Annotated in this window: 9 protein-coding genes and 1 tRNA gene; 5 read left to right on the top strand and 5 right to left on the bottom strand. The window is 68.0% G+C overall.

Going from position 1 to position 15,267, the window contains the following annotated elements; genetic code table 11:
* Positions 1-68: 68 nt before the first annotated feature.
* The 3 genes from LuPra_RS09790 to LuPra_RS09780 all read left to right on the top strand — a co-directional run bounded on the left by LuPra_RS09790 (position 69) and on the right by LuPra_RS09780 (position 4,491).
* The gene (locus LuPra_RS09790; protein WP_110170576.1) at positions 69-1,406 is read left to right on the top strand and encodes a Gfo/Idh/MocA family protein; all 1,338 of its coding nucleotides are present in this window, start codon (positions 69-71) and stop codon (positions 1,404-1,406) included.
* A gap of 317 nt (positions 1,407-1,723) precedes the next feature.
* Positions 1,724-3,244, top strand: coding sequence for a 3-keto-alpha-glucoside-1,2-lyase-like domain-containing protein (locus tag LuPra_RS09785; protein WP_110170575.1), 1,521 nt, complete (start codon positions 1,724-1,726; stop codon positions 3,242-3,244).
* Positions 3,241-4,491 carry an MFS transporter gene (locus LuPra_RS09780; RefSeq protein WP_234800807.1) on the top strand — a complete coding sequence of 417 codons (1,251 nt, stop codon included), beginning with the start codon at positions 3,241-3,243 and terminating at the stop codon, positions 4,489-4,491. The genes LuPra_RS09785 and LuPra_RS09780 overlap by 4 nt, the downstream gene beginning before the upstream one ends.
* A gap of 498 nt (positions 4,492-4,989) precedes the next feature.
* Here LuPra_RS09780 and LuPra_RS32800 read toward each other — a convergent pair whose 3' ends face one another.
* Positions 4,990-7,416: a fatty acid desaturase gene (locus LuPra_RS32800; RefSeq protein WP_110170573.1), complete on the bottom strand. Its 2,427-nt coding sequence runs from the start codon at positions 7,414-7,416 to the stop codon at positions 4,990-4,992.
* 153 nt (positions 7,417-7,569) lie between these two features.
* Here LuPra_RS32800 and LuPra_RS09770 point away from each other — a divergent pair, with 153 nt between their 5' ends.
* Entirely contained in the window at positions 7,570-9,708 is a 2,139-nt protein-coding gene (locus LuPra_RS09770) for a Cif family virulence factor (RefSeq protein ID WP_110170572.1), read from the top strand.
* Here the strand turns inward: LuPra_RS09770 and LuPra_RS09765 are convergent.
* Both LuPra_RS09765 and LuPra_RS09760 read right to left on the bottom strand, forming a co-directional pair.
* Positions 9,705-12,422, bottom strand: a complete 2,718-nt coding sequence (locus tag LuPra_RS09765; protein ID WP_110170571.1) for a bifunctional YncE family protein/alkaline phosphatase family protein — start codon at positions 12,420-12,422, stop codon at positions 9,705-9,707. The two genes, LuPra_RS09770 and LuPra_RS09765, sit on opposite strands and share 4 nt — an antisense overlap.
* Before the next feature lie 266 nt (positions 12,423-12,688).
* A tRNA-Pro gene (locus LuPra_RS09760) sits at positions 12,689-12,765 on the bottom strand.
* Between the two features lie 313 nt (positions 12,766-13,078).
* On the opposite strand from LuPra_RS09760, the gene LuPra_RS09755 reads away from it, so the two are divergent.
* Entirely contained in the window at positions 13,079-13,864 is a 786-nt protein-coding gene (locus LuPra_RS09755) for a class I SAM-dependent methyltransferase (RefSeq protein ID WP_110170570.1), read from the top strand.
* On the opposite strand, the gene LuPra_RS09750 is transcribed toward LuPra_RS09755, so the two are convergent.
* Both LuPra_RS09750 and LuPra_RS09745 read right to left on the bottom strand, forming a co-directional pair.
* Positions 13,861-14,925, bottom strand: coding sequence for an ABC transporter substrate-binding protein (locus LuPra_RS09750; RefSeq protein WP_234800806.1), 1,065 nt, complete (start codon positions 14,923-14,925; stop codon positions 13,861-13,863). The genes LuPra_RS09755 and LuPra_RS09750 overlap by 4 nt on opposite strands.
* A gap of 49 nt (positions 14,926-14,974) precedes the next feature.
* Positions 14,975-15,259 carry a hypothetical protein gene (locus tag LuPra_RS09745; RefSeq protein WP_110170568.1) on the bottom strand — a complete coding sequence of 95 codons (285 nt, stop codon included), beginning with the start codon at positions 15,257-15,259 and terminating at the stop codon, positions 14,975-14,977.
* Positions 15,260-15,267 lie beyond the last annotated feature (8 nt).

Here is a 15,267-nt window from a genome sequence, read left to right as displayed (position 1 = left end):
TTCACCAATTTCTGCGGCATGTTCAAGGGGATTGCGCGACCGGCCGTTCCGGCTACGCTAACCGCACAATGCATCGCCGCACGTTTCTCCAGTCCGCCGGGCTGATCGCCGCCGGCGCGGCCGCCCCGACGATTCTCCCGGCGCGTGTCTTCGGCGCCCAGGCACCGTCTGGTCGCGTCAACCTCGCCTTCATCGGCACCGGACGGCAGGCGCAGGGCATGAACCTGCCCGAGTTCATGGCGGTGCCGGGGGTACAGGTGGTCGCCGTCTGCGACGTGGACAGCTGGCGCGTGGGCCAGGCCAAGGCGCTCGTGGAGTCCACCTACGCGAAACAGGCGTCGTCGGGCCGATACACGGGATGCGACACGCATCGTGACTTTCGCGAGGTGCTCGCGCGCAAGGACGTCGACGCCGTGATGATCTCCACGCCTGACCACTGGCACGTGCCGATGGCGATGATGGCGCTGCGCGCGGGCAAGGACGTCTCACTGGAGAAGCCGATCACCCGCCATATCGCCGATGGCCGGCGGCTCGCGAACGCCGTCAAGCAGCACGGCCGCGTGTTCAGGGTGGACAGCGAGTTCCGCTCGCTCGAACGGTTCCATCGGGCCGTGGAGTTGGTACGAAACGGTTACCTTGGCACGCTGAAGACCATCCGCGTCTCGTCGCCGAAGGAGGAGTTCCCCGAGGAAGCCGCCGTCGAGGCGCCCGTGCCGGCGGAACTGGACTATGAAATGTGGCTTGGTCCGGCGCCGAAGGTGCCCTACATGCAGAAACGGGTGCACAACCCGCGCGACCTGAAAGGCCGCCCGGGCTGGTTCCGCAGCACGATGTACGCCGATGGCATGCTCACCAACTGGGGCGCCCACCTGGTCGACATCTGCCAATGGGCCAACGGCACCGAGCGGACGGGCCCGATCGAGGTCCAGGCAACCGGCCGATATCACGCCGACCCGGTGTGGGACGTGCTGGAGACCTTCGAGGCACGCTACCGTTTCGCCAACGGCGTCGAGATGTTCTACACGATGGACCAGCCGCAGATCCGGTTCGAGGGCGACAAGGGCTGGCTGCAGGTGCACTACTCGAAGTCAGCCGCCCACCCCGAGTTCCTCGAGGCGAGTGCCGCCGGGATCCTGGCCGCGACCATCCCCGCTGATGGTGTCCGCTTCCCGCTCCGCAGCGAGCGCGTCGACTTCATCGAAGCGGTGCGGACACGACGGCCGACCATGGAGGACGCCGAAGTCGGACAGCGCACCATCTCTCTCTGCCATCTCGCCCACATCGGCGTGAAGCGCCAGGGCGCGAAGCTCGCGTGGGATCCCGCCACCGAACGCTTCCCCACCGATGCCGAGGCCAACACCCACCTCGAGGGGCCGGCGGGTCGCGGTAAGTGGGGCACGGAGTGAGGACGGACTTGACGAACGTTGAACGTCGAACGCCGAACGCCGCCTTCGGCCGGGCACCGGGTTTCGGGCACCGGGGACCTGAGGGCAGCGCGACGAACGTCGAACGTCGAACGCCGAACGTCGGCGCGGATATCGGCGCTGAGAGGTGTAGGCGTCGAGCTTGCTCGACGCTCGGCGGGCGTTCGACGGGATGCTCGGAGGAGTCACGGTTTGCAACGCAAAGCCTCATCGGCGCGGTCGTATTCCGGCGTGTCGCCGTCGATCTTGCTCGACGCTCGATCCTCTGGGGTGTAGGTGTCGAGCTTGCTCGACGCACGATGACCGCCCTGCTCGCCCTCGTGCTGCTCCTCTCGAGCGCCCCAGCGTTTGCGGGGCGGGCCGCCTTCGCCGACGCTTCGGCGCCCAGGCCCGAATTCTTCGTGTTCGACAACGGCGTCGGGCGCGGCTCCTGGACACCCGAGCAGCAGGCGCAGACGCTCAAGGAACTCGGCTACGACGGCATCAGCTACAACTACACGACGCCCGAGGACCTCGCGCGCTGGCAGAAGGCGTTCGCCGCCGTCGACCTGAAGATCTACGGCCTGTACCTGTACACGTACATTGATCGTGCGGAGGCCTTCGACCCTCGCTTGCCGGAGGCCGTGGCGATGCTGAAGGGCACGCCCACCACGATCTGGATCACCGTGCAGAAGCCGAAGAGCGCCAGTGCGGACGACGAGGCCAGGGCGGTGGCGGTGGTGCAGCGGGTGGCTGACCTCGCAAAGCCGCACGGCGTGCAGGTTGCGCTCTACGGCCATGCCGGCTTCTACGTGGAGCACGCGCTGGACTCGGCACGCGTGGTCGCCAAGGCGCATCGCTCGAATCTCGGCGCCACCATCAACCTGTGTCACGAGTACATGAGCGGCGTCGGCGACAAGGTCGACGCCGCGGTCGAGGCCGTGGCCGCCAAGGCGACCCGCGTCAGCATCAATGGCGTCGACGTCGCTGCGAAGAACTACATCACGCGGCTCGACCAGGGCGACTTCGATCTCGTCGCGTACCTGCGCAAGCTGCGGGCGGCCGGCTACACGGGACCGATCGGCCTGCAGGCGTACAACGTGCCGGGCGATCCGCGCCAGAACCTCGCGGCCAACATCGCGACGTGGCGCCGCATCGCCGCGCAACTCGACGAAGGCGCCGCCGGTGCGACGGCGCAGAACGTCCTGACGGCCAAAGAGAAGGCCGACGGCTGGAAGCTGCTGTTCGACGGCAAGACCACCACGGGGTGGAAGGGCTTCGCCAAGCAGTCCTTCCCCACCGAGGGCTGGGTGGTCGAGGCGGGCACGATCAAGGGCCTCGGCAGGAAGGGCGGCGACATCATCACGACCACCGCCTACGGCGACTTCGAGTTCGCCTGGGACTGGCGGCTCTCCTTCCAGGGCAACAGCGGCGTCAAGTACTTCGTCGACGAAACGCGCGGCAACGCCGGCGGCGCGATCGGTCACGAGTACCAGACGATCGACGACGACAACTACACGGTGATGTCGCTGACCGAGCGGCAGAAGACCGGCGCGTGGTACGACGTGATTCCGCCCGCGAAGACGGCCGCCCGCCCTGTCGGCGAGTGGAACTCGTCCCGGCTCGTCGTCCGCGGCACCACCGTGGAGCACTGGCTGAACGGCACGCTCGTGCTCGCCTACGACATGACGAGCGTTGAGGCCGCGCGCGGCATCGCCACGAGCAAGTTCAAGGACGTCAAGGGGTTCGCCGACAAGATCCGCACGCCGATCCTGCTGCAGGACCACGACACGGTGGTGTGGTTCCGCAACCTGAAGGTCCGCGAGCTCGGCTCTCGGTGAGCCACGTCCGCTGGACGGTCGTCGCGCTCCTCTTCTTCGCCGTCACGATCAACTACGTCGACCGTGCCGTCATCGGCGTCCTGAAGCCGGTCCTCGATCAGGCGCTCGGCTGGGACCAGCGGGACTACGGCTGGATGGTCACCGCATTCCAGGCCGCCTACGCCATCGGTTATGCCGTCTCGGGCCGCCTGCTGGATCGGTTCGGCATCCGCCTCGGTTTCTCGGTGGCCGTGGCGCTGTGGAGCCTCGCGGCAATGGCGCACGGCGCGATGAGCACGGTGCTCGGCTTCAGCGTCGCGCGAGCCGCCCTCGGCCTGGCCGAGGGCGGGACGTTGCCTGCCGCGGTCAAGGGCGTCAGCGAGTGGTTTCCCAGGGAGCAGCGCGCCTTCGCCACCGGCATGTTCAATGCCGGCAGCAACGTCGGCGCGATCACCTGCCCCGTCGTGGTGCCGTGGCTGGCGGGCCGCTGGGGGTGGCAGGGCGCCTTCGTCGCGACCGGAGCCATCGGCTTCGTGTGGCTGGCGGTCTGGCTCTGGCTCTACCGGGCGCCGGACCAGCATCCACTCGTGAACGCCGAGGAACTCGCCTACATCCGCAAGGATCCGCCGGAACCGCCGCATCCGCACCTGCCGTGGGCCGCGCTCCTGGGCAAGCCGCAGACGTGGGCCTTCATGATCGGCATGATGGCGTCGTCGCCGGTGTGGTGGTTCTACATCTTCTGGGTGCCCGACTTCCTCAACAAGCAGTTCGGGCTCGGGCTGACGCAGAGCAGCCTGCCCCTGGTGGTGATCTTCACGGTGGCGAGCGCCGGCGGTGTCGGGGGCGGGTGGCTGTCGTCGAAACTGCTGCGCGCGGGATGGACGGTCAATGCGGCGCGCAAGACGGCCCTGCTCGCCTGCTCGGCGTGCATCCTGCCGGTGTTCATCACGCCGCTCGTGCCCGTGACACACGTGTGGTGGGCCGTGGCCATCGTCACGCTCGCCGCGGCCGCGCATTGCGGCTACGCGGCCAACCTGTTCACGCTCGTGAGCGACACCGTACCCCGGCAGGCAGTCAGTTCCGTGGTCGGGATCGGCGGCATGGCGGGCTCGATTGCCGGCATGTTCTTCGCCCAACTCGTCGCACGCGTGCTGTATGCGACGCACGACAACTTCGTCGTCCCGTTCGCGATCGCGGCGTGCACGTACTCGCTCGCGCTGCTCGCGATCCACCTGCTGCTACCCAGGCTTGAACCGATGACGATCTGACGTCAGTTGGTCGCGATGTCACCGGCCATTCGCGCGTCCGCAGACGCCCGAAGAGTCGATGCGCGAAGGACAAATCTAGAGGAGTCTCCGCCCACGGCCATGTCGGCCAGAGCTTCGAGAGACGGTGGGTGCTGCAGCGCCTTGTACCGTTGTCATCCGGGCGCAGTTCGATCGGATATGTCAGGTCCGTCCACTCCATTCGTCGGCTCCACTATGAGGCGCGCGCATCACCATCACGTGCCCTCCCTTGCCGCGAGTCTTGTCAATGACGCAGCCCTGCTTCCGCAGCCATCGAAGAAGTTCGGCCGCCGTCACTCTGCGACGGTGAACAAAACCGTTGACTTGGTCAACAGAAACGTTGACCCCTGGAGCACGGCAGCGATGCCGCGTCGTGGCGGAGGCAAGCCGCCGGCACGCAGAGGACTGACTGACTGCGCCCGATCCAGAGCCCTCCATGACGCCCTGAAGCTGGGGGGCATCCGCGAACGGCGCTGGTGCTCAGAACTCGTCCGCGATGATCGCGTCGGCAGCGACGCCGAACTCGTGCCGAAGCATCTCGCGCGTGGCCTGCACCATGACCGGGGGACCGCAGACGAAGTAGGCGGCCGCGTCTGGCGCCGCGTGGCGTGCGAGATGTTCGCGGCGAAGCACGTCGTGGATCAAACCGGTTGGCCCATCCCAGGCGTCGCCCTGCAGCGGCGCTGAGAGCGCGAGGTGAAAGTGGAAGTTGGGGAACTGCGCTTCGAGCTCGCGGAAATAATCCAGATAGAACGCCTCCTGACGCGAACGCGCGCCGTACCAGTAGGTCACGCGCCGCGTGGTGCGCAGGGTGTCGAAAAGATACGAGAGGTGCGAGCGGATCGGCGCCATGCCGGCGCCGCCGCCCACGTAGACGAGTTCGTGCTCGCCGTCGGGCACCAGGAAGCTGCCGAAGGGTCCGCTTGCCTGCACGGTGTCGCCCGCCTTCAGCCGCCAGACCCATGACGACCCTGCACCGGCATCGCAGTCCTGGCCGGCCGGTGGTGTCGCGATCCGGACATTGAAGCGCAGTTCTCGCGCCGCCGACGCCGGGTTGGTGGCAATCGAGTAGTTGCGCTTCATCTCGAGGTCGTTGCCCGCCCCGAGATCGAAGAGATGATGCGCTCGCCACACCGACGCATAGGGCTCGTCCACGACGATGTCCTCGAACCGCAGGGCGCCGTAGGCCGGAACGTGCAACTGCATGTACTGACCGGGCAGGTACGAGGGCAACCGATTGCCGTTGCCGGCCTTCGTCATTCGGCCGTCGGCCGTCGGGACTGCATCATCCTGGGTGCCGAGCCCGGTCGCCGACTCTCGACTCCCGACTCCCGATTCCCGGTCGCCCGACGACCCTGCGGTCTCGCGCGGAGCCAGTACGAGTTCCTTGATGAACGTCGCGACGTTGTGGTTGCTGACGACCTGCAGGTCGTACACGGGCGTGGTCGCACCAGGCGCGGAGACGCGCGCCACGTCCAGCAGGATGCGGCCGCTTTCCTCGCGCACGCGGTGGGTTCTGAGCGCGACGCAGGCGGGCAGGCGTCGTGGTTCGCCGGTGATCACATCGAACCGGCCGTTGTGCTTCGGGCACTCGACGACCGTCCCGAGCACCAGTCCGTCGGCCAGGTGCGTGTTGCCGTGCGTGCACATCCCGTCAGTGGCGTGCACGGCGCCCTGCGCGGTGCGATGGATCGCGTACGTGTGATGCGCGTGGTCGACACGCATCACGTCCTCGGTTGCGAGCTCGTCTGCCGCGCACACGTCGACCCATCCGTCAACGATCAGGCGCCCATCGGTCATGATCGCGGCCGCGGTGGGCCTGGTGCCGACCGGACGTGCGGTGGGCGGCAGTGTCCGCCGGATGTACCAGCCCGGGTCGCGACGCTGGCGCAGGATCGCCGGGATCATCTCGCGGTAGGCTGCCGTCAGGCTGCGATACGGCGCCGGGCAATCGTCCTTCACGATCGCGTGCAACCGCGGCAGCTGGTGGTACGGCACGAGCGGGAACATGTGGTGCTCGGTGTGGTAGTTCATGTTCCAGTAGAGGAACCGGTGCACCGGGTTCATCAGGATCGTCCGGCAGTTGAGCCGGTGATCGAGGACGTTCTCCGCCAGCGCCGTGTGCTGCGTCCAGCCGTAGACCGCCATCAGCCACGCGCCGTACACGTTCGGGCCGAACACGAAGACGAACGGCAGCCACGTCCGGTAGTACACGCACGACGCGATCATCGCCAGCAGGACGATGGCGTAGACGCGGGCCCGCACGTACACCGCGGCGTATTCGGACGGCGGGATGAACGTTGCCTCGATCGCCGTCACGCGGCCGGCGCAGTGGATCGCGATGTTGCCGAGGTAACGACGCCAGGCGCGGTAGTTGAAGCACTTGAGGAACATCTCCCGCAGATCGGGAGGCCTCGGCACCGCAATCTCGGGGTCGCGGCCGACGATGATCGTGTCGCTGTGGTGACGCGTGTGACTCCACCGCCACGGCACCGACTCACGCAGCACCATGAACGAGGCCAGCTCGTACAGGGCGTTGTTCATCCAGTCGGTGCGGAAAGCGGTACCGTGTCCCGCCTCGTGCCATCGCGCGTCGGACGCCGACGCATACAGAACGCCGTAGGCCATCATCGGCACGAGCGCCCACCAGGAACCCCACAGGCGCCAGGTCGCGTACCCGCTCGCAGCGATCAACGCGAAGTACAGGAGCGTGTCACGCAGCGCCGGACCGTCGCTGCGTTCGAGCAGCTCGCGCATGACGGTCCTGGGCACGGGCGACGTGTACCAGTCGGCTTCCGCCAGGCCACGCTCGATAGCCAGCGGCGTGTCAGTCCCGACGAGACTGTAGTCCTTGCGCCGCGCTTCTTCGGCATCGGGCCCGGACACGGGGTACGCGGCAATCTGCATGGATCGTCCTTGCCAGACTACCGTCACCGCGCGCGATACAGGTATCGGGGAGCCAGAGCCACAGCAATTGGCGGACTGCCAATGCTACGGGTGAATGGCTGACCTGTTCTTCCGCACGCGAACGTCACATACTCGCGTCAGCGCGAGGCGACGATGACGACACGGGCCCGGTTGCGGCGGGACCTCAGTTGGCCTGTCCCGGCCGCGGACCTGCAGGATCTCGATGTGATCGAGATCGTGCACGGGGAGGACGGACAGGTGCTCTGGCGAGTCGACGACCGACCCGCCGCCGCACCGCAGGACTGTCGCGAGGCGCTGATGAAGCGGCGGCATCTCGACGAGCCTGCCGACGCCGCGGTCACGCCTGGCATCCAGTTCGCCGACCAAGCGCTGACGCCTCCGCCGAGTGGCGAATGGCCCGACGCCGCGGAATCACCATTCCCAGCCATCGAGTCCTCGGAGATTCCGGAGCTGTCGGAGCTTCCAGTGCTGTCGGAGTTGCCGGCGCCGCCGGAGTTCCCGGAACTGACGACGCTTCTGGCGGTGACCCACACCGACCTGCCGGACATGCCTCTGGTGCTTCAGACGCCCGAGCTCCCGGATGCGGCCACGGCCCTGCCGTTGCGGGAAACCCCCGACCTCCCGGACTTAGGGGTGGTGCCACAGGTCGAGGCCGCGGAGGACACGCCGGATGTGGCGGAGCTGCCGGAGTTCTCGGAGATTCCGGAGTTGGCGGCGCTTCCGGAGCTGGCGGCGGTCCTGGCGCTGACCGACATGCCGGACGTGCCGCTGGTGCTGCAGGCGACTGAACGCCTCGACGGGGCAACGGCCCCACCGCTGCGTGAGAACGCGGAGCCCGTGGACGTACCCGTGGTGCCACAGGTCGAGGCCGCGGAGGACACGCCGGATGTGGCGGAGCTGCCGGAGTTCTCGGAGATTCCGGAGTTGGCGGCGCTTCCGGAGCTGGCGGCGGTCCTGGCGCTGACCGACATGCCGGACGTGCCCCTGGTGCTGCAGGCGGCGGAGTTGCTCGACGTGGCCACGGCCCTGCCGCAGCACAAGCATGCGGACGTACCGACGGTGCCGCAGTTCGAGGCTGCGGAGGACACGCCGCAGGCGGCGCAGTGGCCGGAACTGCCGGAACTCCCGCAACAGGCGGCGGCACACGCCGAAGTGCCGGACCCGCCTCCGGTGCTGCAGGCACCGGACGTCCTCGACATGGCGATGGCCCTGCAGTTGCGGGAGAACCTGGAGTTCCTGGACGTACCGGTGCTGCACGTGTTCCAGGCTCCGCCGGACGTCCACGCGCTGCTTGCCGCGCACGCGTTGCCGGAGCCCCACGAGGTGCCGCAAGTCGCCGCGTTGCCACCGATCGTGGAACTGCCGCGGGCCACCGGGCAGCCGGAAGCCAGGGAAGTGGTGCTCACCAGGGAGTGGCCGCAGGTCGTGGAGTTCATCGAGGCGACGCCGGAATCCGAGTGGCCGCCGGCCGCGGAGCCGTGGGCGATCCCGGAGGAGCCGGCCATGGACGCGCCGGAGATCCCGGTGCTCGACGAGACACACGCGGTGCCCTTCCCCGGACGCCCGCACCTGGCGGCGGCACACATGCGTGCCTGGGTCATTGCGGCGCGCGCTGCCCTGGCCCGATCCCGCGTCGAACCCGTCGAGCGGTTCGCCCTCGTCGGTGGCGGGATGCTGATGGGCGTCCTCTTCGCCATCGTCGGCGGACCGCCAGTGCCGGCCACGGCAAATGTCGCCGCCACCGAATCTCCGCCGCATCTGACGCGCCCGGCGCCTGCGGAAACCGGAGCCGTCGGGTCGTCAACGGTGCTGCAGCGCATGGTGCCGGCCAGCCGCCTCGTGAAGGCGCCGGTGTCCCCGTTCCCCGTCACGATTCCTGCCGAGACGTTTCCCGGCATCGGACTGCCGGTGACGCCGAGTGCACCGCGGCCGCGACCGCAGGCCGCGCCCGCCGTACTCGGCGCCATCCAGCGCTATGCCGTCGCGTACAACCGGCAGGACGCCCGCGCCACCAAGGCGGTGTGGCCGTCGGCTGACCGCCAGGCGCTGGTCAAGACGTTCACCGGATTGCGTGAGCAGCGACTGACGCTGTTGTCGTGCACGACCGCCGTGACCGGCGACAGTGCCATTGCCTCGTGCCTTGGCACGCGACGTTACCGGCCGCGCGTCGGCGACTCCTCGACGCGCATCCAGCAGGGCCGGTGGCGGTTCGCGTTGCAGCGGACAGGAGGTACCTGGCTCATCGCGAGTGTCGACGCCCCCAACGGCTAGTCGTCGTCCAGGTCGCGCCGCATGTCGTCGGGATCGTCCATCGCCCGTGAGGTCGCGAGCCCGCGCCAGTTGAAGCGACGGGCGAACGGCTTGAACGCGAGCTGCGGGTCGAACAGGCGCAGGTCGGACGGACGCGCGTCGTACGGCGTGATGTCCGGCGAATCGCTGAAGACGTCGTCGATCAGCGTGGCGGCGCCGTCGAACTGGTTCAGCGGCGGCAGGCCGAGCAGCGTGAACTGCAGCCGCATCAGCGATCCAAAACTGGCGAGCACCGGCGACACGTAGCCGCGCTTGACCCACGGGCTGATGAGCATCAGCAGCGACCGATGCGCGTCGACGCTGTCGGTGCCTCCCTGCGGATCGTCCTCGGTGACGATGATCAGCATGTCGTCCCACCACCGCGAATGCGACAGGCGCTCCACCAGCCGGCCCAGCGCCAGGTCGTTGTCGGCGACGTACGACTCGCGGAAGGGATACCCATCCTCGGGGTGCTCCGACGTCATGTGATCGTTTGGTAAGACGATGGTGACAAGTGAGGGGAAGGACTCGACCCCGCTCTCCCAGCGGGTGCGAAGCTCTTCTTCGAACATGTCCATCCGGTACTGGTCCGGGATTGCCATGTTGAACGTCGGGTATTTCCGCGAGGAGCGATCGAAGAGGGGCTTGGGCAGCGGGAAGCTCACCGTCATCCGGATGCCGGTCTCCTTGTGCATCTGCGCTTCGATCGACTGCGGCATCTCGGCTCCGAACCCGAAGTTGAAGAACGGGACGCCATGCCGGGCGAGGTGCTCCCAGAGCGCGCCGGCCTCGTTGTAGTCCTCGGGATTGACGACGGCACTGGAGCCGTTGACGTTGCGACGCCCGGGAGCCGGTCCGAACGGGCGCGCCTCGATGCGTGACCGTGCATTCACCTCGACCCACTCGTTGGGATACACACCGACCACCCAGCGGTGCCCGGTGTTGGACTGGTCTGCATCGCAGTAGAAGTTGTCGCTGATGGCGAAGCGATCGGCGAGGGCGTGATGATTCGGCGTCACGTCGACGCGGGGCAGGACACGGCGGCCGTCCTTGCTCGCCACGCGCACGCCGAGCCCGAGCGTGGCCCCCGATGGATTGCCGCGCGCGTCGCGTCGCTGGCCGAAGACCTGGTCGTAGGTGCGGTTCTCCTTGACCACGAACACGATGTGCTTGATCGGGCCCTCGAACCGCGAGTTCGCGTACGGCAACGTCCGCGCCAGCAACGGCGGCACCTCGCGCGCCGCGTAGGTGTTGTCGATCACCTGACGGGTGCCGTCGGACAGCGTCGTGCCGCGCGGAGTCTCGACGATCTGCAGGGTGCCCTGCATGATGTCGCCGGGATGCAGGCCGCGGCCCGGGTCGTCGAACCCCGGGCCCGCGTTGCGCCCGGAGCCAAGGCCCTTGGCGCTCGACACGTAGAGTCGCTGGCCGTCGACCGACACCGCGACGAGGGCCGCGAACCAGCCGGCCGGGACATACCCCTCGATCGCGCGCGTATGGACGTCGATCACCGCCACGGCGTTCAACCCGGCACATGCGACGTAGAGGCGTGACTGGTCTGGCGACAGGACGACCGAGAACGGGAGCACGCCACGCAGCGTCTCGAGGCCCGGCACGTTCAGCGCGATGTCGGCCAGGCGCTTTCCGGTACCCGCGTCGAGGACGGTGATCGTGTCGTTGGTGGCGTTGGACACGTAGACGCGGTCGCGCGCGACCGCCAGTGCGCCAGGACTCGCGCCGCCGACGGTCCTGATGTCGTCGCGGTCGGCGCCGACGAGGTACCCGGTGTGGATCTTCTGCGTCACCTGGCCGCTGGCGAGGTCCACCTTGAACACCGACATCGCGTCGGGGTGATTCAACGGACCCAGCCCGGGGATCGACTGCCCCTCGGCGACGGTGCCCTGCTCTGCCTCCGCCGATGGAACGCCGTACGCCGGAAACGTGATGCCGGCGGTGGCACGGTTGTCCGGCGTGACGCCAGGGATCAGCGGGTACTCGAACATGCCGACGTTGGAGACCCACGCCGTGCGTTCGTCAGGCGAGAGGGCCACCGCGAAGGGATGCCTGCCGACCCGGACCGACTGGCGCACCTGGCCGCTCGCCACGTCCACGGTGACCAACCGGAAGTTGAACTGGTCAACGGCAACGAGCGTGCGGCCGTCGCGCGTGAGGACGAAGTCGCCGACGAAGCTGTCCTCGATGCCGCCGTCGTCGATGTCGATGGTGGCGACGATCTCGCCGCTCGCGAGATCGAGCCGCAGGATCTGCCCTTCGTTGGCATTGCCGTAGAAGATCGACTTGCCGTCGGGCGCGAAGGCGATCCCCATGTAGGTACCGGTGCCCAACGCGGGGACCTTCGTGCCACGCGGCGGGTAGCGCCGGATGTCATGCGGCGGCAACAGGTCGACGACCTCGATCGAGTCGGCACGCAGCAGCGCGGCGCGCGACTGATCCGGGCTGATGGCGAGGCCCCAGTTGTAGGACTGGGTCCGCAGCACGGTGCCGGCGGGAGTGACGCGGCGCCCGTTCACGAGCGTGGCTTCGGTGCCGGTGATCGAGGCCTGCTGGTTGCGTCCAGGCGGCTCGAGGATCGTCGGTCGTGTCACGCCGGCGGGCGACACGACCAGCCACAGCCCGAGGCCGGCGAGGACGATGACGAGGGCCGGTGGGAGGAGGCGGCGCAGGCGACCGGTCACGCGCAGAGCTTACCAGCGGCGATGTACGCGGAAACCCTGCGGCCCGTGTGACGACCACACGAGCCACGCGAGGAGTGGTCGGGGCGACAGGATTCGAGCCGGACGGCGAGCCGAAGGCGGAGCCGTGGGCCTGAAGGCTGACACTCCGACCGGACGAGCAGGGCGAGGATGGTCGGGGCGAGAGGAGGATTCGAGCCCGACGGCGAGCCGAAGGCGGGGCCGTGGGCCTGAAGGCTGACACTCCGACCGGACGAGCAGGGCGAGGATGGTCGGGGCGACAGGATTCGAACCTGCGACTTCTCGCTCCCAAAGCGAGCGCTCTACCAGGCTGAGCTACGCCCCGCCGACCGAATTCCGGATCGTACTACACCGTTCGGCTCAGACGGCTGGCGTCCTCGTCGAATCGGGGTCATGAACGTCCGGCGATCAGCGGACGAATGGGCCGGGCTCAGAGAGCCGGCCCTACCACTGCTGCAGGCGGTCCGATCCGTTGGCGGTAGCCGGTTGCGGTAGGGCCCGTTCTCCGAACGCGGCCCGACGCTGCTATCGGTCGACAAAGGTCCACGCCTACGACCTCATCTCGCCATCCCGCCGCGGCCGGGCCTCCTCCGAGTATCCTCGTCCCGCCGGGATCGTACCGGCAAGAGACCGAGCCGATGGACGACGCCGAAGCCGCGCGCTACTGGGACGACAACGCCGAGGCGTGGACGACGCTGTCGCGCGCGGGGTATGACGAGTATCGCGATGGGTTGAATACGCCGGCGTTCCTCGCGATGCTCCCGGACGTCAGGGGGCGCGAGGGTCTCGACGTGGGGTGCGGCGAGGGCTACAACACGCGGCAGCTTGCGGCGCGCGGTGCGCGGATGACCGGCATCGACCTCTCGCGCGGCTTCCTGCGACATGCCGTCGACGCCGAGCGGCTCGACCCGCGTGGTATCGGCTATGTCGGCGCGAGCGCGGCGCACGTGCCGTACGCCGACGGCTCATTCGATTTCGTCACGGCGTTCATGAGCCTGATGGACATGCCGGGACTCGAGCGGGTCCTGTCGGAGATGCGCCGTGTCCTCCGGCCGGGCGGCTTCCTGCAGGCATCCATCGAGCATCCCTGCTTTGCCACCCCGCATCGCCGCAACCTGCGCGGCCCCGACGGCAGGACCTATGCCCTGGAGGTCGGCGACTACTTCAATCGCCTCGACGGCACGGTCACCGAGTGGACGTTCTCGGCCGCGCCTCCGGAAGTGAAGACGACGGTACGTCGCTTCCGCATCCCCCGCTTCACGCGGCCGCTCGGCGAGTGGATCAACATGTTCATCGACGCCGGGTTCGCGATTGAACGCATCGAGGAACCCCGCCCCGACGATGAGGCTGTGCGCGCGTATCCAAGGCTCCAGGACGCCCAGGTCGTCGCGTTCTTCCTGCATGTCCGCGTGCGGCGGATCTAGCGCGCGTCCGGCGGGTTGATCACGGCCTGCACCGACGCCTCGGCGACGTTGTCGGCGGTGACCAGGATGACGCCGGTGTCGACGACGGCCGGCACCGCCTTCCCCTGCAGGTGCTCCACCATCGTCTTGACGCTGAGGTATCCCATGTTGACGGGATGCTGCGCGATGAAGCCGTTGATCTCGCCCCTGGCCAATGGCTCGAGGAAACTCGAACTGAAGTCGAAGCCGACAAACGCCACGTGCCCGGCCCTGCCGATGTCCTGCAGGGCGAGCAACATGCCCCCCGTCGCCGATTCGTTGGACGTGAAAATGCCGTCGATCTTCGAGGCAAAGCGATTGAGCAGGTTCTCCGACGCACGCTTGGCGGTGTCGCGCGTCGGACCGGCGTACTGGTCCGACGAGATGACGGTGATGCCCGGGTAGGCACTGTGCAGTTGGTCGAGAAAACCCTGTTCGCGTTCCTCGGTCGCGGCCGATCCCTCCTGGTAGCGAAGCATCAGCACCGTGCCTGTGCCCTTCAGCAGTTCGCCCATGCGGCGGCCGGCGAGGTGTCCGCCCTTGCCGTTGTCGGTGCTGACGTAGCTGACGATCCGATTGGGAGGGGCGAGGGCAGAGTCGAAGATCACCGTGGGAATGCCCACCCGTGCGGCCTCCTCGACGGGACGCCGCAGCGCGCTGCTGTCGAGCGGCGCGAGCACGATGCCGGAGACGCCCTGGCTCGTGAAGCCTTCGACGACCTGGAGTTGCTGCTCGCGGTCGTCCTCACGCATCGGGGCTTTCCAGATCACGCTGACGGGCGTTCCCGCAGCGGAGAATTCGGCAGCCGCTTTCTCCGCTCCAATCCGCACGCGTTTCCAATGCTCGTGTGTGGATCCCTTGGGCACGAATCCGATGGTGATCGCGGACGCGTTCCTCGCATCGCGGCCGCCGCACCCAGCCATGGCCAGCAACGCCAGCATCAGCGTCACGCCCCAGCGACGGGCGGCGAGACACGCGCCGCGACCGACGCCGGTCGATGGCGGCATTCCTCTCGTGTAGCCGTCGCCCCTGATCGACGGCATGTGCCACACACTCGCCATCACGTCGCGTTCCATCTCCGCGTGCCGCCAGTCAGACGACGCGGTAGACCTCGCGTGTGCCGGTGAGGTATCGCTCCGCGTAGCCTTCCATCGCCGCACGGATGTCGGCACGCGACATGTACTCGGCCATCTGCTGGTCGAATACGGCGAGGTCCTCGACTTCGGTTTCGATGACGACCGTGTTGAACCGGGCGATGTAGTCGGTCAGCACGCGCGTCTTCGCGACCGGGTTGAGGGAGACGGCCGCCTTCAACTGCCTGGCGAGGGCGCTGGCTTGGCCTGGTTTTGCGGTGAACGTTTCGCGGACAACGAACATGTCGACCT

It is taken from the genome of Luteitalea pratensis (assembly GCF_001618865.1).
GTDB lineage: Bacteria > Acidobacteriota > Vicinamibacteria > Vicinamibacterales > Vicinamibacteraceae > Luteitalea > Luteitalea pratensis.
Note: the sequence above shows the minus strand (reverse complement) of the source record. Positions and strands in the feature narration are given on the sequence as shown.